The organism is Streptomyces sp. GLSS-08, from assembly GCF_056387915.1.
Genome location: NZ_JBWJAQ010000019.1, coordinates 86,106 through 101,417 on the forward strand (window position 1 = coordinate 86,106; position 15,312 = coordinate 101,417).

The 15,312-nt window shown below is 74.8% G+C and carries 11 protein-coding genes; 5 read left to right on the forward strand and 6 right to left on the reverse strand.

The features are described from left to right. Positions 1-93: 93 nt before the first annotated feature. The 6 genes from AC0ZLC_RS27875 to AC0ZLC_RS27900 are packed head-to-tail and all read right to left on the reverse strand — an operon-like array spanning position 94 to position 5,856. On the reverse strand, positions 94-1,359 hold the full coding sequence (locus tag AC0ZLC_RS27875; RefSeq protein ID WP_476754724.1) for a cytochrome P450 family protein: 1,266 nt from the start codon (positions 1,357-1,359) through the stop codon (positions 94-96). Beyond that, complete coding sequence (locus AC0ZLC_RS27880) at positions 1,356-2,522, reverse strand: cytochrome P450 (protein ID WP_476754746.1); 1,167 nt, start codon at positions 2,520-2,522, stop codon at positions 1,356-1,358. Before AC0ZLC_RS27880 ends, AC0ZLC_RS27875 begins: the two co-directional genes overlap by 4 nt. Before the next feature lie 53 nt (positions 2,523-2,575). Then, on the reverse strand, positions 2,576-3,211 hold the full coding sequence (locus AC0ZLC_RS27885) for a GTP-binding protein (RefSeq protein ID WP_476754747.1): 636 nt from the start codon (positions 3,209-3,211) through the stop codon (positions 2,576-2,578). A 13-nt stretch (positions 3,212-3,224) separates the two neighbouring features. Further along, positions 3,225-3,572, reverse strand: coding sequence for a DUF742 domain-containing protein (locus AC0ZLC_RS27890; RefSeq protein WP_358853959.1), 348 nt, complete (start codon positions 3,570-3,572; stop codon positions 3,225-3,227). Then, the gene (locus AC0ZLC_RS27895; protein ID WP_121402281.1) at positions 3,569-3,976 is read right to left on the reverse strand and encodes a roadblock/LC7 domain-containing protein; all 408 of its coding nucleotides are present in this window, start codon (positions 3,974-3,976) and stop codon (positions 3,569-3,571) included. Before AC0ZLC_RS27895 ends, AC0ZLC_RS27890 begins: the two co-directional genes overlap by 4 nt. Then, positions 3,973-5,856 carry a sensor histidine kinase gene (locus AC0ZLC_RS27900; protein WP_476754725.1) on the reverse strand — a complete coding sequence of 628 codons (1,884 nt, stop codon included), beginning with the start codon at positions 5,854-5,856 and terminating at the stop codon, positions 3,973-3,975. Before AC0ZLC_RS27900 ends, AC0ZLC_RS27895 begins: the two co-directional genes overlap by 4 nt. Positions 5,857-6,318: 462 nt before the next feature. Here AC0ZLC_RS27900 and AC0ZLC_RS27905 point away from each other — a divergent pair, with 462 nt between their 5' ends. From AC0ZLC_RS27905 to AC0ZLC_RS27925, 5 genes are all read left to right on the forward strand, one after another. Further along, complete coding sequence (locus AC0ZLC_RS27905) at positions 6,319-9,339, forward strand: FAD-binding and (Fe-S)-binding domain-containing protein (protein ID WP_476754726.1); 3,021 nt, start codon at positions 6,319-6,321, stop codon at positions 9,337-9,339. Positions 9,340-9,522: 183 nt separating this feature from the next. Further along, complete coding sequence (locus AC0ZLC_RS27910; RefSeq protein WP_476754727.1) at positions 9,523-10,494, forward strand: EamA family transporter; 972 nt, start codon at positions 9,523-9,525, stop codon at positions 10,492-10,494. Between the two features lie 702 nt (positions 10,495-11,196). Beyond that, positions 11,197-11,991 (forward strand): TIGR03084 family metal-binding protein, encoded by a 795-nt coding sequence (locus tag AC0ZLC_RS27915; RefSeq protein ID WP_476754728.1) that lies wholly within the window; start codon positions 11,197-11,199, stop codon positions 11,989-11,991. Beyond that, the gene (locus AC0ZLC_RS27920; protein WP_476754729.1) at positions 11,988-13,691 is read left to right on the forward strand and encodes an acyclic terpene utilization AtuA family protein; all 1,704 of its coding nucleotides are present in this window, start codon (positions 11,988-11,990) and stop codon (positions 13,689-13,691) included. Before AC0ZLC_RS27915 ends, AC0ZLC_RS27920 begins: the two co-directional genes overlap by 4 nt. Further along, complete coding sequence (locus AC0ZLC_RS27925; RefSeq protein WP_476754730.1) at positions 13,688-15,286, forward strand: acyl-CoA carboxylase subunit beta; 1,599 nt, start codon at positions 13,688-13,690, stop codon at positions 15,284-15,286. Before AC0ZLC_RS27920 ends, AC0ZLC_RS27925 begins: the two co-directional genes overlap by 4 nt. The last annotated feature ends 26 nt before the right edge of the window (positions 15,287-15,312 follow it).

A 15,312-nucleotide genomic window follows, 5' to 3' on the forward strand; every position in this document is an offset into this window, starting at 1 on the left:
GGCCCCACGGGGGTCGCGCCCCCTCCGCCCCTGCCCGTCCCGTCCCGTCCCGTCCCCGGGGGCTGTGCCCCCGCGTCGCGTCGCGCCTCGTCCTCAGACGCCGGACCGGCCGGAACCGGTCCTCAGGCGTACCGGCAGTTCGAAGAGGTCGTTCTGGGTGACCACGGGCTTGTTGCGGAGGGAGTCCGCTGGGACCGCGAGGTCGAGGTCGGGGAAGCGCTCGTAGAGGGCGGGCAGGGCGACGCCCGCCTCCAGGCGGGAGAGCGCGGCGCCGGGGCACACGTGGGGCCCGTGGCCGAACGAGATGTGCCGGTTCGCGGACGTGCGGGTGATGTCGAAGTCGCCCGCCGTGGGCCCGTGCGCCTGCTCGTCCCGCCCGATCGCCCCGTACGACACGATGAGCGCGTCCCCCGCCGGGATGACCCGGTCCCCGACGCGGACGTCCTCGGTCGCGAAGCGGATCAGGACGTGCGAGGTCGGCGTCGCGTACCGCAGGGTCTCCTCGACGACCGCGGACCAGTCGGCCTCACCCGACAGGACGAGCGCGCGCTGCTCCGGATGGGTGGACAGGTTCACCACCGCGTTGACGATCAGGGAGATCGTCGTCTCGTGGCCCGCGGCGACCATCAGCTGGAGGGTGGAGACGATCTCCTCGTCGGTGAGGTGGTCCCCGTCCTCCGAGGCGAGGATCAGCGCGCTGGTGAGGTCGTCGCCCGGCGCCTCCCGCTTCGCCGCGACGGTCTGCGCCATGATCCCGGCCAGCTCGGTGAGCGTGGCGATGACCTCCGCCGGCGGGGTCTGGGTGGAGAAGAACTTCTCGAACAGCACCTTCAGCCGGGGCAGCTTCGCCTCGTCGATGCCCATGAGGTCGGCGACGACGTACATCGGCAGCGGGTAGGCGAACGCGGCCTTCAGATCGACGACGTCGCCGGTGGAGCGGGACAGCCCTTCGAGGAGCCCCTCGGTCAGCTCGGCGATCCGACCGCGCATCCGCTCCACGCGGCGGGGCGTGAGGGCCTGCGCGACGAGCGTGCGCATCCGCCGGTGGTCGGCGCCGTCCACGGTGAGCATGGAGCGGCCCGGGTTGGCGAGCCCGATCAGCGGCCAGTCGGGGGCTATCTCGCCGCGCTGCCAGGCGCCCCAGTCGTTGATGTCCTTCACCAGCCGGGGGTCGGTGAGCAGCGCGCGGGCCTCGGCATGGTGGGTGACGGCCCACACCGGGACGCCGCCGGGCAGTTCCACGGCGGCCAGCGGTCCCGCCTCGCGCAGCCGGGCGCTCTCGCCGTCGAGGTCGGTGACGAAGGGGTCCAGGGCGATACGCGTGGTCTCGGCGTCGGCCGGACTCGTCTGGGTGGTCATGCGGGCGTGCCTCCAAGGGCCGGGGTCGGGGTGAACCGCACAGGGAGCTCGCTGAGCCCGCGCAGCCAGGGCGACGGGCGGCGGGAGAGGGCGTCCGCGGGGACGGCGAGATCGATGTCCGGCAGCCGGTCCAGGACGACCTCGATCCCGGTCCGCGCGATGACCTCGGCGACCTCCTGGGCCGGGAACGGGCAGCGGTGCTCGCCGTGGCCGAAGGAGAAGTGGGCGTTGTTGCCGCCGGTCAGGGCGGAGCCGTCGGTGCGGATCTGCGGATCGGAGTTGGCACCCTGGAGGCCGAGCAGCAACAGGTCCCCGGCGCGGACGCGGCGGCCCCCGAGCTGGGTGTCGCGGGAGGCCCAGCGGCCCGCCACGTTCTGGCTGGGGGTGTCCTCCCACAGGACCTCGTTCATGGCCTCGGCGACGCTGTTGCGGCCGCCGAACAGCGAGGCCGCGAAGCGCGCGTCCGTGAGCATCAGGCGCAGCGAGTTCCCGATCCAGTCCGCGGTCGGCTGGTGGCCCGCGGCCATCATGACCATCAGGTCCTGCACGATCTCCTCGTCCGTGAACCCGGAGGGGTCCGCGAGCATGCGGGAGACCACGTCGTGCGCGGGCTCGGCCTTCCGGTCGGCGAGCAGCCGGGCCATGGAGGACGCGAGGTGCCGCTGGCCCTCCAGCGCGCCCTCGCGTCCGTTGATCATGTCGTTCAGCGCGGTGACCAGGCCCGGCCCCTCCTCGTCGGAGAAGCCGTACAGCCGGGCCAGTACGCGGACCGGCAGCAGCGCCGCGTAGTCCCCGACGATGTCCGCCTCGCCCTTGGCGCAGACCGCGTCGATCAGCTCGTCGGCGAACTTCTCGGCGTGGGCGCGCAGTTCGAAGGGGTCGACGCCCTCGAGCGCGTTGCTGATCATCGCGGCGCGTTCGCGGTGCCGCTCGCCGACCGTGTAGAGGATCGAGGGCTGCTTGCGGCCGATCATCGGCAGCAGCGGCCAGTCGTCGGGGATGCGGTCCCACTGGTTCCACAGCTCGGAGTCCCGGCTGAACAGCACGGGGTCGCCGGTCACCTGGTGCAGCTCGCGGTAGCCGAGGACCAGCCACGCCGGGATGTCGCCGTCGAGGACCACCGGGGTCACGGCGCCGTGTTCGCGCCGCAGCTCCCGGTACATCGCTGCGGGTTCGGTCTGGAACCTGGGCCCGCTCAGGGGCACGGGGGCGGAGGTCACAGGGCCAACTCCGGGGATTGAATGGCGTCGTCACCGGCGGTCCGGGCGGCGGGGACGGTGCCGCCGCCCTCGGCCGGCCGGGCCGCGTACAGGGTCTGGAGGTGCTTGACGAGGGTGATCAGCACCTGTTTGCTGGACGCGCGGGACCGGGCGTCGCAGTCGAGCAGCGGGACGTGCGGGTCGAGGTCGAGGGCCTCGCGGATCTGGGCGGGGGTGTGCGTGGGGCCGCCGAAGTCGTTGCAGGCCACGATGAACGGCGTGCCGTGGTGCTCCAGGCGGTCGATGGCGTACCAGGAGTCGTCGATGCGGCGGGTGTCGACGAGGACGACCGCGCCGAGCGTGCCCGCGAACAGCCGGTCCCACAGGAACCAGAAGCGCTCCTGTCCCGGCGCGCCGAAGAGGTACAGGACGTTGCGCGCGTCGAGCGTGATGCGGCCGAAGTCGAAGGCGACGGTGGTCGCGGACTTGCCGCGCACCTCACTGATGTCGTCGACGGCCTCGCCGGCCTGGGTCATCGTCTCCTCGGTGTTGAGGGGACGTATCTCGCTGACCGAGCGGACCAGGGTCGTCTTGCCGACGCCGAAGCCGCCCACGACCACGATCTTCAGGCCGTTGTCGGCGGTGGCCCCCAGCGGGGTCCGCGCGTCAGAGGTTACGGAGTCCAACGAGCACCTGCTCCAGGATGTCGGGATCGGGAAGAGCGTCCTTCTGCGGGTGGCGGGCGCTGATGCGGCCCGCGGCCAGGAGGTCGGAAAGCAGGATCCGGGTGATGCTCACCGGCAGCCGCAGCTCGGCGGCGACCTCCACGACCGCGGTGGGCCGTTCGGCCAGCCGCAGGATCGCGGCGTGCTCGGACTGCATGCCCGTGACCGGATCGCACTCGGCGACCACCAGCGTCACCAGGTCGAACGGGGTGTCGGGCCCGGACCGGGTGCGCCCTCCGGTGAGGGTGTAGAGCCGGTCGGGGGCATCGTCCCTGCCGGGGCGGCTCATGACGTACGCGGCTGCGCGCTCAGGTGTTCGCCGAGTTGCTCCACGAGTTCGCTCATGTTGTGCCCGACCAGACCGGCGTCGGCGTCCTCGCCGGTGACCACGGCGAGGTGCGCGCCCTCGCCGGCCTCCACGATGAACAGGACGCCGCCGTAGAACTCGGCCATCGCCGAGCGCACGCCGCCGCTGCCGTCGCCGAACTCGACGGACGCCCCGTGGGACAGCGACTGGATGCCCGCGGCGATGGCGGCGAGCTGGTCGGCCTGGTCGACGGAGAGTTCCGGCGTACGGCACAGCTTCAGGCCGTCGCGGGAGAGCACGAGTGCGTGCCGGGCTCCCGGGGTGCGCTCCAGCAGGCCCTCGATGAGCCAGGTGAGCTTCTCGTCGGCGGTGGTGGTGCCGGTCATGGGGTGGTGTCGCCTTCCGGGTGCGAGGGGCCGGCGGGGGCGTCGGCCGGTTCTGGGGAGGTGGCGGTGGGGCGGTCGGTGTCCCGGTGCGCCGCCGGGGCGACGTGCGCGGTCTCCGGGGGGAGGGCGGTGTGCGTGGCGCGGGCGGGGCCGGCGTCCTCGGCGGCGGGCGTGCCGCCGTCCCGAGCTGCGTCCTGGGAGGCGTGCGTGCCGCGGGTGGGGCCGGTGTCCTCGGCGGCGGGCGTGCCGCCGTCCCGAGCTGCGTCCTGGGCCGCCGCCGCACCGCGTACGGCCTGGCGGAAGCTGCCGAAGCGGGCGACGCGGGCCCTGGTGTCGTCGGCGGACGGGGCCTCGCGCTCCGTCCTGGCGTGGGCGCCGGTGCCGTGGGCGCGGCGCTCGGCCGCCGCGAGGGTGCGGCCCCGGCGCCGCTTGGGCAGACCACCGGTGGCGCTCGGGCCGGGGGCGTGTCCGGCGCGGGCGGGCGACTCGTGGGTCGGGAGCGGGTCCGGGTCCAGGTCGGCGGCGGCACGGGCTGCGGCGTACGACACCGGGGGCCGCGGCGGCGACGGTTCGGTGGAGCCGTGACCGGCGGGGGCCGCCGGGGAGGCCGGGGCCGGCTCGGCGGGGGCGTTCCTCATCAGGGTGGGCCGGGTGATCGCGGCGGGCGCGGGCACGGCCGGCTGCGGGGCGGCGGGCGGCGCCAGGAGGTCCTGGGGGATGAGCACCAGGACGCCGGTGCCGCCGCGCGCGGACGGCCGGAAGGACACCTTGAGGCCGTGCTTGCGCGCCAGCCGGCCCACCACCGCGAGTCCGAGCCGGGTGCCGGTGAGTCCGCCGAGGCCGGTGACCTCGCCGGACACGGCGCTCTCGGCGCGGCGCAGCTGGACGTCACCCATCACCAGGCCGCTGTCCTCGACGGAGACGATGACGCCCGCCGGCACCTCTTCGACGTAGACGTGCACCTCGGCGGTCGGCGGCGAGAAGTTGGCAGCGTTGTCGAGGAGTTCGGCGAGCGCGTGCATCACGCCCTCGGCCGCGTGTCCGGAGACGGCGACCTCGCTGGCGGAGTGCACCCGCACGCGCTGGTAGCCGCTGATGCGGCCCATCGCGCCGCGCAGGATCGACTCCATGACGATCGGCCGGGCCCAGCGGCGTCCGGAGCGGGCGCCCGCGAGGACCGCGACGGAGTCGGCGAGACGGCCGGCCTGCGCGGTGCGGTGATCGAGGTGCAGGAGGTCGGTGAGGACCTCCTCGTCGGAGTGCCGTTCCTCCATCGCGCGCAGGTCGGCGAGCATGCCGGTGGCGAGGGCCTGCATCCGGCCGGCCGCGTTGGCGGTGGCCGAGAGGGCGGCGTCCCGGGCGTTCTCGGCCTGCCGGGTGCGCTCGGCGAGGCGGGCATTGTCCCCGGCGAGCCGGGCCCGGTCCTCGGTGAGCCGCTGCCGCTCCCGGGCGGACTCCTCGCCGAGCCGCGCCGCCTCCTGCGCGAACTCCTCGGTGAGGCGCACCCGTTCCCGTGCCGCGTCCTCGGCGAGCCGGGCGCGGTCCTGCGCCAGCTCGCCCGCCAGGCGCCCGCGCTCCTGCGCGAACTCCTCGGCCATTCGCGCCCGTTCGTGCAGGAGCCGGCCGGTGTCGGCCGTCATGGCGTCGAGCCGGCGGCGCAGCGTCCTGGACGTCTGCGCGGCGCGGGTGGCCACGGCGACGGCGGCGCACAGCAGTACGGCACCCGCGCCGGCGCCCCAGGCGAGGGGCGTGCGCACGGAGTCCGGGGCCAGCGCGACCGAGCCGGCGACCACGAGGGCGGCCAGGACGGCGGTGAGCAGCGGAAGGGGCGCGACCGTACGGAAGGTGGGCCGTTCGCCTGGAGGGAGGGGCGCGGTCATGAATCGTGTCCTCGGTCGGGGCCTCGGTCGTGTTCTGGGCGAGAGTCATGTTTCTGCGCGGGAAGCGACGCCTGATGCCCAACAGCCGGTCACTATATGAGAGTTCGTGATCGAATTGGGAAGGTTCCGTTCCCGGTCTCAGAATCCGGCCGCATTTTGCCGGAACCATGGCACGCGCGGGCGGGCGTGAGGGCTGTGGCGGACGGGCACGGGACGCGTGGCGGACGGGCATCGGGACGCGTGGCCGACGGGGCATCGGGACGCGCGGTGGTCGGATGAGGAGCGCGCGGCCGGCCGGCGACGGACGGCGTGAACAGCAGGCCCGCGGCGCACGGCGGGCAGCCCCGGAGCGGGTGGCAGGCGGGCACGGAATCCACTGCCGGCGGGCCCGCAGCGGACAGCAGGCGGGCCCGGAACGCGCGGCGGACGGTCACCGTCGGGGCCCGGGGGCATCCTGGGCTCATGACGGAACTCGGGCGGCAGGGCGGCACGGACGGTCTCGGCGGCCGGGGCGCGAAGAGTCCCGGGGAGCGGGGCGGGCGGACCCCCGCGGACCCGGGAGAGCTGCGAGCCGCGCTGGTCGCGGCCGTACGCGGTGAGGTCGCCTTCGACGCGACGGCCCGCGCGCTGCACACGATGGACGCCTCGAACTACCGGCGCGTCCCGCTGGGCGTCGTCTCCCCGCGGGACGCCGACGACGTGGCCGCGGTGCTGTCGGTCTGCCGCGCCCACGGCGTGCCGGTCGTACCGCGCGGCGGGGGCACGTCGATCGCGGGGCAGGCCACCGGCACCGGTGTCGTCCTGGACTTCACCCGTCACATGAACCGGCTCCTGTCCCTGGACCCCGAGGCCCGCACGGCGGTGGTCCAGCCCGGGCTCGTCCTCGACCGGCTCCAGGAGGCGGCGGCCCCGCACGGCCTGCGGTTCGGCCCGGACCCCTCGACCCACAGCCGGTGCACGCTCGGCGGCATGATCGGCAACAACGCGTGCGGCTCGCACTCCGTGGCCTGGGGGACGACGGCCGACAACGTGCGCGGCCTGTCGGTGCTCACGGCGCGCGGCGAGGCGCTGCGGCCCGGCCGGGACTGGGCGGGCGCCCCCGACGGCCTGCGACCGCTGGTGGAGGGCGAATCGGCGCGGCTGCGCACGGGCTTCCCGGACCTCCCGCGCCGCATCTCCGGTTACGCACTGGACGCGCTGCTCCCGGAGCGCGGCGCGGACGTCGCCCGCTCGCTCTGCGGTTCCGAGGGCACGCTGGCCGTGCTGACGGAGGCGGTCGTCGGCCTGGTGGCGGCCCCCCGCGCGCGTGCCCTGGCCGTCCTGGCGTACGCGGACGAGAGCGCGGCGGCCGAGGCGGCCGCGGGCCTGCTGCCGTACGGGCCGCTGACGGTGGAGGGCATGGCCGCGGACCTGGTCCGCTCCGAGGCGGGCCTGCCCAGGGGCGGAGCCTGGCTGTTCGTGGAGACGGGCGGCGCGGACCCGGGTGAGGCACGCGCGCGTGCCGACGCGATCGTGCGGGCCGCCGACGTCCTGGACGCCCTCGTGGTCACCGACCCGGCCGGGCAGCGCGCCCTGTGGCGCGTCCGCGAGGACGCGAGCGGTACGGCGACCCGGATGCCGGAGGCGGCGGGCGGCGGTGAGGCCTGGCCGGGCTGGGAGGACTGCGCGGTGCCGCCCGCCCGGCTCGGCGCGTACCTGCGGGACTTCCGGGGCCTGCTGACGGCCCACGGCCTGCGGGGCACGCCGTACGGCCACTTCGGCGACGGCTGCATCCATGTGCGCATCGACTTCGACCTGATCACGACCGCCGGGGTGGGCCGCTTCCGGCACTTCTCCGAGGAACTGGCGGAACTGGTCGTCTCCCACGGCGGCTCGCTGTCGGGCGAGCACGGGGACGGTCAGGCGCGGGCGGAGCTGCTCCCGAAGATGTACGGGAGCGGGATGGTCGCGCTCTTCGAGCGGGTGAAGACGGTCTGGGACCCGGACGGTTCGCTCAATCCCGGCATGCTGGTGCGGCCCCGTCCGCTGGACGGGAACCTGCGCTTCGCGCCGCTGCCGCGCGAACCGGTGGACGTGGTGTTCGGATACCCGGCGGACGGCGGCGACTTCGCGGCGGCCGTGCGGCGCTGCGTCGGGGTCGCCAAGTGCCGCACGGCGGAGCCCGGTCCCGGAGTGATGTGCCCGTCGTACCGGGTGACGGGCGAGGAGGAGCACTCCACGCGGGGGCGGGCGCGGCTGCTGCACGAGATGCTGGCCGGCGAGGTCGTGACGGACGGCTGGCGCTCGGCGGAGGTCAGGGACGCGCTGGACCTGTGCCTGTCCTGCAAGGGCTGCCGCACGGACTGCCCGGTCGGGGTGGACATGGCCACGTACAAGGCGGAGTTCCTCCACCACCACTACGCGGGGCGCAGGCGCCCGGCGGCGCACTACGCGATGGGGTGGCTGCCGCGCTGGCTGGACCTCGTCGCGCGGACCCGTTCGGCCCGCCTGGTCAATTTGCTCACCTCCGTACGGCCGTTGGCCGCTCTCGCCCGGCGGCTCGGCGGCATCGCGCCCGAGCGGCCGGTCCCGCGGGTGGCCGTCGAACCGTTCGGCCGGTGGTGGTCGCGGCGGGTGCGGCGCTCGCTGCGGGACCTGCGGCACGGTGGTCCTGGCCCCTTCGCCGGCGCCGGGCGCGACACCGTCGTCCTGTGGCCGGACACCTTCACCGAGCACCTGTCCCCGTCCGTGGGCCGGGCTGCCGTACGGGTCCTGGAGGCGGCCGGACTGACGGTCCTGCCGCCGCCCCGGGCACGGCTGAAGCGGGCGCCGGTCGGGGACGGCGTGACCCGCGGGCCGCTGGGCCCCGGCACCCTCGCGGGGCTCCGCCGGGGGCGCGTCTGCTGCGGCCTGACGTACGTCTCCACCGGCCAGCTGGACCGGGCCCGGGCGGTGCTGCGCCGCACCCTGGACCTGATGGAACCGGTCCTTGACAGCGGGCTGCCCGTGGTCGTCCTGGAACCGGGCTGCGCCGCCGCCCTGCGCACCGACCTGCCGGAACTCCTCCACGACGACCCGCGCGCACCGCGGCTGGCGGCGGCGGTGGTCACGTTCGCCCAGGCGCTGGAACGCCACGCGCCGCACTGGGCCCCGCCCCGCGTCGACCGCCCGGTGGTGGGCCAGACCCACTGCCACCAGCACGCCGTCCTCGGTGACGAGGCGGAGCGGCGGCTGCGCGAGGCGGCCGGTCTGACCGGGTCCCTCGCGGGCGGCTGCTGCGGCCTGGCCGGCAACTTCGGGTTCGAGAAGGGCCACTACGAGGTCTCGGCGGCCTGCGCGGAGGAACAGCTGCTGCCCGCGGTGCGCTCGGCACCCGAGGACGCGGTGGTCCTCGCGGACGGCTTCTCCTGCCGCACGCAGCTGGACCAGCTGGCGGGGCGCGCGGGACGGCATCTGGCGGAGGTCCTGGCGGAGGCACTGGACGCGGGGCGGGCGGGCCGCTGAGACGGTCGCCGAGGCGCTCGCCCCGGCCGCCCGGCGGTGACTCGTCGCCGGCGCGTCGTAAGCTGCGAAAGTGGTTCACCATCCTGACCGGGTCCATTACTCTGGACTTGAAAGTACAGTGAGATAGACGCTCTCGAAACGACTCCTCGAACGACTCCACGAGCGACCCCTTGGACGGCCCCCGTGACTCTCCCCAGTGCCGACCGGCCCCCCGTGGTCGCCGCCGCCGCGACGGCGAGCGAGCCGTCCCTCGCGGCGGCGGCCGGTGCCGCGACCGAGGACGGCAGCCGGGGCCGGGGCGCCCTCGGGCCGGTGGGGCTGGTCCTCGCCGGCGGGATCTCCGTGCAGTTCGGCGGCGCCCTCGCGGTGAGCCTGATGCCGCGCGCGGGAGCCCTCGGTGTCGTGACCCTGCGGCTGGTCGTGGCCGCGGTCGTGCTGTGCGCCGTGTGCCGGCCCAGGCTGCGCGGACACTCGCGCGCCGACTGGGGGACCGTCGTCGTCTTCGGCGCCGCCATGGCCGCGATGAACGGGCTCTTCTACCAGTCGGTGGCCCGCATCCCGCTCGGTCCCGCCGTCACCCTCGAGGTGCTCGGCCCGCTCGCCCTCTCCGTCTTCGCCTCCCGTCGCGCCGTGAATCTGCTGTGGGCCGGGCTCGCCCTCGCCGGCGTGTTCCTCCTCGGCGGCGGGGGCTTCAGCAGCCTGGACCCGGCGGGGGCCGCCTTCGCGCTTGGCGCGGGCGTCATGTGGGCCGCGTACATCGTCTTCAGCGCGCGCACCGGGCGCCGCTTCCCGCAGGCCGACGGGCTGGCCCTCGCGATGGTGGCGGCGGCGGTGCTGTTCCTGCCGCTGGGCATCGCCGAGTCCGGCTCCAGGCTCCTGGTGCCGACCACGGTCGCGCTGGGCGCGGCCGTCGCCGTCCTGTCCTCCGTCCTGCCGTACACCCTCGAACTGCTCGCGCTGCGCCGCCTGCCCGCGTCCACCTTCGCGATCATGATGAGCCTCGAACCCGCCATCGCGGCCACCGCCGGGTTCCTCGTCCTGGACCAGGCGCTCTCCGTCTTCGAGGGTCTCGCCATCGCGCTGGTCATCGCCGCGAGCATGGGCGCCGTACGGACCCAGGTCGGCCGGACCAGGCCCAGGAAACCGAAGTCCTGACCGCGGTTCGCCGCCCCTGAGCGCGGGGAGCGCCGACGCCGTTCACCGTCCTCGACCGCAGGAGTCCTGGCCGCCCACCGCTGCCCGCGGTCTCCGGTCGGGCGGCGCATGCCTGCCGGTCGCCGCAAGCAGGCCAGGCGCCCGTCGAGAGGCGCAGGGACAGGGGCCAACCGCCCCGAGGCACCGGACATCCGGCTTGCGGAAGCCCCGGACATCCGGCCTGCCCGGGGCGGGCCCGGCCAGGTGCTGACAGATCTGGTCAGCGGAGCAGCCTCTTACGCGCCCAAAGGCACCCAATCGCCCCGCCGACAACCACCAGGTACACCGTCAGTGGTCCGTCGTTCAGGATGAGGCCGGGCATGGCGATGACGGCCACGATCAGGAGCCATCCGCATCCGGCCATCGCGATGTCCGCCGAATCAGGGCGTCGCCCTCCGTTGTCCACCCGTTCCCCCTTCGCTGGCTGGTACCTGACCGGCACATCCATCTGGACAGTCAGTATGCGTAGCACTGCTGCGCAGGGTGTGACTTCCAGGCCGGGCCTGCGGCGGCGCCTCCGGGGCGCGTGTGTGTGTGGGCCCGCCCGGCGCGGTCGTCCGGGTGCCGGAACACGCCTCGCGGAAATTAATGCAAGCATGCTTGCTTGTTTCTGACGGCGCTGCCATGCTCCCTGCACGCCGTCGTCCCCGAGGGGAGCGCATCGTGTCCGAACCGTCGTCCGTGATCGACGATCTGTGCCGGGAGAGCGAGGAACTCGACCGGCTGGTGGGGGAGCTGGACGCGGGGCAGTGGGCCCTGGCCACGCCCGCCGCCGGGTGGAGCGTCGCCCACCAGATCGCCCATCTCGCCTGGACGGACCACTCGGCCCTGCTCGCCGTCACCGACGCGCAGGCCTTCGCGGCGGAGGTGGACAAGGCGCTGTCGGCGCCGGACACCTTCGTGGACGAGGGCGCCGACGCGGGGGCCGCGCTGCCGCCCGCCCGGCTGCTCGCCGAGTGGCGGCAGGGGCGCGCGGCGCTCGGACAGGCCCTGCGCGCGGCACCCGCCAAAGCCCGCTTCCCCTGGTACGGGCCGCCCATGTCGGTCGCCTCCATGGCCACCGGACGCCTCATGGAGACCTGGGCGCACGGACAGGACGTCGCCGACGCGCTGGGCGTGGTCCGCGCCCCCACCGACCGGCTGCGCCACGTGGTCCGGATCGGGGTGCGGGCGCGCGACTTCGCCTTCGGGGCGCGGGGGCTGGACGTGCCGCCGGACGAGTTCCGGGTGGAGGTGGTGGCGCCGTCCGGGGAGCTGTGGACGTACGGGCCGAAGGACGCCGGCCAGCGGGTCACCGGACCGGCGCTCGACTTCTGCCTGCTGGTCACCCAGCGGGCCCACCGCGCCGACCTCGCCGTACGGGCCGAGGGGGCCGACGCCGACCGCTGGCTCGACATCGCGCAGGCCTTCGCGGGACCGCCGGGCGCCGGGCGCGCGCCCAGGGGCGGCGACCGGTGACCTCACCCGCCCCCCTGCGCATCGGCAACGCCTCCGGCTTCTACGGCGACCGGTTCGACGCCCTGCGCGAGATGCTCACCGGCGGCCCGCTGGACGTCCTGACCGGCGACTACCTTGCCGAGCTGACCATGCTGATCCTGGCCCGGGACCGGCTGCGCGACCCCTCGCGCGGATACGCAGGGACGTTCCTGCGGCAGCTGGAGGAGTGCCTCGGGCTGGCCCGTGAGAAGGGCGTACGGATCGTCGCCAACGCCGGCGGTCTGAACCCCGCGGGACTCGCCGCAGCCGTGCGGGAACTGGCCGCGCGGCTCGGCATCCCGGTCCGGGTCGCCCACGTCGAGGGCGACGACCTCGCCGCGGGCCACCCGGCGAGCCTGGCCGCGCACGCGTACCTCGGCGGCGGCGGGATCGCCGCCTGCCTGCGCGAGGGCGCCGACGTCGTGGTCACCGGGCGGGTGACCGACGCGGCGCTGGTCACCGGACCCGCCGCCGCCCACTTCGGCTGGGGGCCGGACGCCTACGACCGGCTCGCGGGCGCCGTCGTCGCCGGGCACGTCCTGGAGTGCGGCGCGCAGGCGACCGGCGGCAACTACGCGTTCTTCACCGAGCACGACCCCGGCAGGCTGCGCCGCCCCGGCTTCCCGCTGGCCGAACTCCACGCGGACGGCACCGCCGTCATCACCAAGCACGACGGCACCGGCGGGGTCGTGGACGTCGGCACGGTCACCGCGCAGCTGCTGTACGAGACCTCCGGCGCCCGGTACGCGGGCCCCGACGTCACCGCCCGGCTGGACACCGTGCGGCTGACCCAGGACGGTCCGGACCGGGTGCGGATCGACGGGGTGCGCGGAGAGGCCCCGCCGCCCACCCTCAAGGTCGGGCTCAACCGGCTCGGCGGGTTCCGCAACGAGGTCGTGTTCGTGCTGACCGGGCTCGACATCGAGCGGAAGGCGGCGCTCGTCCGGGACCAGATGGAGGCCGCGCTCGACGCCGCCGAGTGCCGCCCCGCCGACGTGCGGTGGGACCTCGCGCGCACCGACCGTCCCGACGCCCCGACCGAGGAGACGGCGAGCGCCCTGCTCCGGCTCGTCGTACGGGACGCGGACCAGGACGTGGTGGGCCGGACCCTCAGCGGGGCGGCCGTGGAGCTGGCGCTGGCCAGCTACCCCGGATTCCATGTGCTGGCGCCACCAGGGAAGGGCGCGCCCTATGGGGTCTTCGAGGATGTGTACGTCGACCACGGAGCCGTGGACCATGTGGCCGTCCTCCACGACGGGCGCCGGATCCCCGTGGCGCCGCCCCAGGACACGCGCGTACTGGCGACACCGCCGGCGCCACCGCTGCCCGACCCGCCCCCGGCCGGCGGCCCGACCCGCCGCGCCCCGCTCGGTCTCGTCGCCGGCGCCCGCAGCGGTGACAAGGGCGGCGACGCCAACGTCGGGGTGTGGGCGCGCACCGGCGAGGTCTGGCCGTGGCTCGCGCACACCCTCACGGCCGACCTGTTCCGCGCACTCCTGCCCGAGGCGGCCCCGCGAGCCGTCGTACGCCATGTGCTGCCGAACCTGCGCGCGCTCAACTTCGTCGTCGAGGGGATCCTCGGCGAGGGCGTCGCCTCGCAGGCCCGCTTCGACCCGCAGGCCAAGGGCCTCGGCGAATGGCTGCGCGCCCGCCACCTGGACATACCGGAGGCCCTGCTGTGACGGTCATCGCGTCCGCCCTGGACGCCGACAGCCCCGACCACCGTGCGAACCGCGCGGCCATGCTCGCCCGGCTCGCCGAGCTGGACACCGAGCACGCGAAGGCCCTCGCGGGCGGCGGCGAGAAGTACGTGGCCCGGCACCGGGGGCGCGGCAAGCTCCTCGCCCGCGAACGCGTCGAGCTGCTGCTCGACCCCGACACGCCCTTCCTGGAGCTGTCGCCGCTGGCCGCCTGGGGCAGCGACCACGCGGTCGGCGCCTCCCTGGTGACCGGCATCGGGGTGGTCGAGGGCGTGGAGTGCCTGATCACCGCGAACGACCCGACCGTGCGCGGCGGTGCCAGCAACCCGTGGAGCCTCAAGAAGGCGCTGCGGGCCAACGACATCGCGCTCGCCAACCGGCTGCCCTGCATCAGCCTCGTGGAGTCCGGCGGCGCCGACCTGCCGTCCCAGAAGGAGATCTTCATCCCCGGCGGGGCCATCTTCCGCGACCTCACCCGGCTCTCGGCGGCCGGGATCCCGACGGTCGCCGTCGTCTTCGGCAACTCCACGGCGGGCGGCGCGTACGTCCCCGGCATGTCCGACCACGTGATCATGGTCAAGGAGCGGGCGAAGGTCTTCCTCGGCGGGCCGCCGCTGGTGAAGATGGCCACCGGCGAGGAGAGCGACGACGAGTCCCTCGGCGGCGCCGAGATGCACGCACGCGTGTCGGGCCTCGCGGACCACTTCGCCGTCGACGAGCGGGACGCCCTGCGGCAGGCCCGGCGCGTGGTCGCCCGTCTCAACCACCGCAAGGCCTACGGCGATCCGGGCCCGGCCGCGCCGCCGAAGTACGCCGAGGACGAACTCCTCGGCGTCGTCCCCGGCGACCTCCGGCAGCCCTTCGACCCGCGCGAGGTCATCGCCCGCGTCGTCGACGGCTCCGACTTCGACGAGTTCAAGCCCCTCTACGGGACCAGCCTGACGACGGGCTGGGCGAGCCTGCACGGCTATCCCGTCGGGGTGCTGGCCAACGCCCAGGGCGTGCTGTTCAGCGCCGAGTCCCAGAAGGCCGCCCAGTTCATCCAGCTCGCCAACCAGCGCGACATCCCGCTGCTGTTCCTGCACAACACGACCGGCTACATGGTCGGCAAGGAATACGAGCAGGGCGGCATCATCAAGCACGGCGCGATGATGATCAACGCGGTGAGCAACTCGCGGGTCCCGCACCTGTCCGTCCTCATGGGCGCCTCGTACGGGGCCGGTCACTACGGCATGTGCGGGCGGGCGTACGACCCGCGGTTCCTGTTCGCCTGGCCCAGCGCCAAGTCCGCCGTCATGGGCCCGCAGCAGCTCGCGGGCGTCCTGTCGATCGTCGCCCGGCAGTCGGCGGCGGCGAAGGGACAGCCGTACGACGACGAGGCCGACGCGGCCCTGCGCGCCATGGTGGAGCAGCAGATCGAGTCGGAGTCCCTGCCGATGTTCCTGTCCGGGCGGCTTTACGACGACGGGGTCATCGACCCGCGCGACACCCGCACCGTCCTCGGCCTGTGCCTGTCCGCGATCCACACGGCGCCCTTCGAGGGCGCGCGCGGCGGCTTCGGCGTCTTCCGGATGTGACGGCCATGACGGATGTGAGGTCCCCC

Bases quoted from the DNA above. Each gene is read 5' to 3' on its own strand.
- AC0ZLC_RS27890 (WP_358853959.1), bottom strand. From the start codon at position 3,572: ATGAGCCGCCCCGGCAGGGACGATGCCCCCGACCGGCTCTACACCCTC.
- AC0ZLC_RS27905 (WP_476754726.1), top strand. From the start codon at position 6,319: ATGACGGAACTCGGGCGGCAGGGCGGCACGGACGGTCTCGGCGGCCGG.
- AC0ZLC_RS27875 (WP_476754724.1), bottom strand. From the start codon at position 1,359: ATGACCACCCAGACGAGTCCGGCCGACGCCGAGACCACGCGTATCGCC.
- AC0ZLC_RS27895 (WP_121402281.1), bottom strand. From the start codon at position 3,976: ATGACCGGCACCACCACCGCCGACGAGAAGCTCACCTGGCTCATCGAG.
- AC0ZLC_RS27900 (WP_476754725.1), bottom strand. From the start codon at position 5,856: ATGACCGCGCCCCTCCCTCCAGGCGAACGGCCCACCTTCCGTACGGTC.
- AC0ZLC_RS27880 (WP_476754746.1), bottom strand. From the start codon at position 2,522: ATGTACCGGGAGCTGCGGCGCGAACACGGCGCCGTGACCCCGGTGGTC.